This window comes from Vibrio sp. FF145 (genome assembly GCF_041439075.1).
GTDB lineage: Bacteria > Pseudomonadota > Gammaproteobacteria > Enterobacterales > Vibrionaceae > Vibrio > Vibrio tasmaniensis_A.
The window spans coordinates 1-1742 of the sequence record NZ_JBGONH010000120.1 but is presented as its reverse complement, the minus strand read 5'-3'; the positions used below and the strand labels follow the sequence as shown (position 1 = coordinate 1742).

1 protein-coding gene is annotated in these 1742 nt (G+C 44.5%); it reads left to right on the top strand.

What is annotated here, in order from left to right:
* Positions 1-135: 135 nt before the first annotated feature.
* Positions 136-1656 (top strand): ISNCY family transposase, encoded by a 1521-nt coding sequence (locus tag ACED42_RS21730; RefSeq protein WP_082040340.1) that lies wholly within the window; start codon positions 136-138, stop codon positions 1654-1656.
* Positions 1657-1742: the final 86 nt, after the last annotated feature.

The following is a 1742-nucleotide window of genomic DNA, read 5'->3' as shown; positions in this document are numbered from 1 at the left end:
TGTGATCACCAAGCGATTCTGTCGTACCTTAATTACCAAGCGACTTTGTCATTACAATAACTACCGAGGGAAAATGTCGGGACTGATTTAGCGTACTTTTTAAAGTAATCAAATGAGCTTTAAAGGATGCTAAGGATGTTCTATATGGATTCAAAATCACAGTTTACTGTCGATATCATTAGCAAAGTCATTGATGGCAAAATTACTATCAATAGTGCCACGCAATTACTGCAAAAATCACGAAGAACCGTTGAACGTTACTTGAGTCGCTATCGCAAGGAAGGCATTCGGTTCGTGGTTCATGGTAACACTGGTCGTGCTCCCATCAATAAAATCCCTGAGTCACTCAAGAAGGAGGTTCAAGCCCTCATTCAAACCAAGTACTACGACTTTAATCTTCAACATCTCTCGGAGCTTTTGAGCAAAAATGAAGGACTGTCGATTAAGCGTGAAACGTTGCGTTCCTGGGCTCATGACATTCACCATGTGAAGCGTTCTAAACGCCGTAGAAGTCGAGTAAGGAAGTATCGAGAGCGTATGCCGTTGCCTGGGCTTATGCTGCAAATGGATGGCAGCCCTCATCGCTGGTTTGGTGATGAGAAGTCTTGCTTGATTGCCATCATTGATGACGCTACTAGTGATATTCATGCCCAGTTCTTCCCTTCAGAGACCACCGAAGGCTGTATGAAGGTGATGCGAGCTTATATTGAAAAGCGAGGCATATTCAAAACTCTCTACGTGGATCGAGCAGGTATCTTTGGTGGGCCGAAACGCAGCAACTTCTCGCAAATGCAGCGAGCTTGTGATGAACTCGGTATCGAAATTATCTTCGCCAACTCACCTCAAGGGAAGGGACGAATCGAACGAGCCTTCGACACCTTCCAAGACCGCCTTGTCCCCGAACTGCGCCTCAATAACATCGCTGACATGGAGAGCGCAAACCGATACTTGCAAGAGGAGTTTATCCCCAAATACTGGGTGAATAATGTGATGGTTCAGGCGACTAAATCGAGCTCTGCGTTCAAGTCGTTGCCACCTGACCTAGACCTTAACAGCATCTGCGTACAGAAAGAATATCGAACGATACGACGTGACCACACGTTTAGCTTTGATAGCAAAATGTACGTTATCGACTCGCCAGTACGTTACTCCATAGAGAACCAAAAAGTAGAAATACGATGTCAGTTCGATGGTACCTTCTCTGCTTACTTCGGTCATCGACGGTTAGACATCACTGAGTTAGTAGAGCCACGTAAATGCAACGAATACGGCAAAGAGGTACAACGTAAAATAGAGGCTCTGGAGTTGGTTGCAGAGCTTGGTAGTGTCTCTAAAGCCGCTCGTATCTTAGGTTGCTCACGCCAAACCTTATATACCTATCAGCAAATAATGGAAGAGGAAGGGCCACTTGGCCTCAAACGGATTAATAAGCCACTGAAGCGCAGTAAAAACGCAATCCCAGAGAGCACCGAAGATAGGATTATCGAGTTGACGTTACTCAACCCGCATAATACGTCGATACAAGTGATGAAACTACTCAAACAAGAAAACATTACCGTGAGTATCAGTACCATCCAGACTATCTGGAAAAGAGAAAAGCTCAATACACGAGAGATGAGAATCAAGCAATCCCAATCAATGAGTATCGATGTGTGAGGCAGTTGAACGATATGAATACTAGAATATAAAGGCATGACAGAATCGGTTGGTACTTATCCCGTCATGTTCCCTCAGTAATGACA

What these genes read in the sequence shown, in the direction of transcription:
- ACED42_RS21730 (WP_082040340.1), top strand. Translation starts at nt 136, where the DNA reads ATGTTCTATATGGATTCAAAATCACAGTTTACTGTCGATATCATTAGC.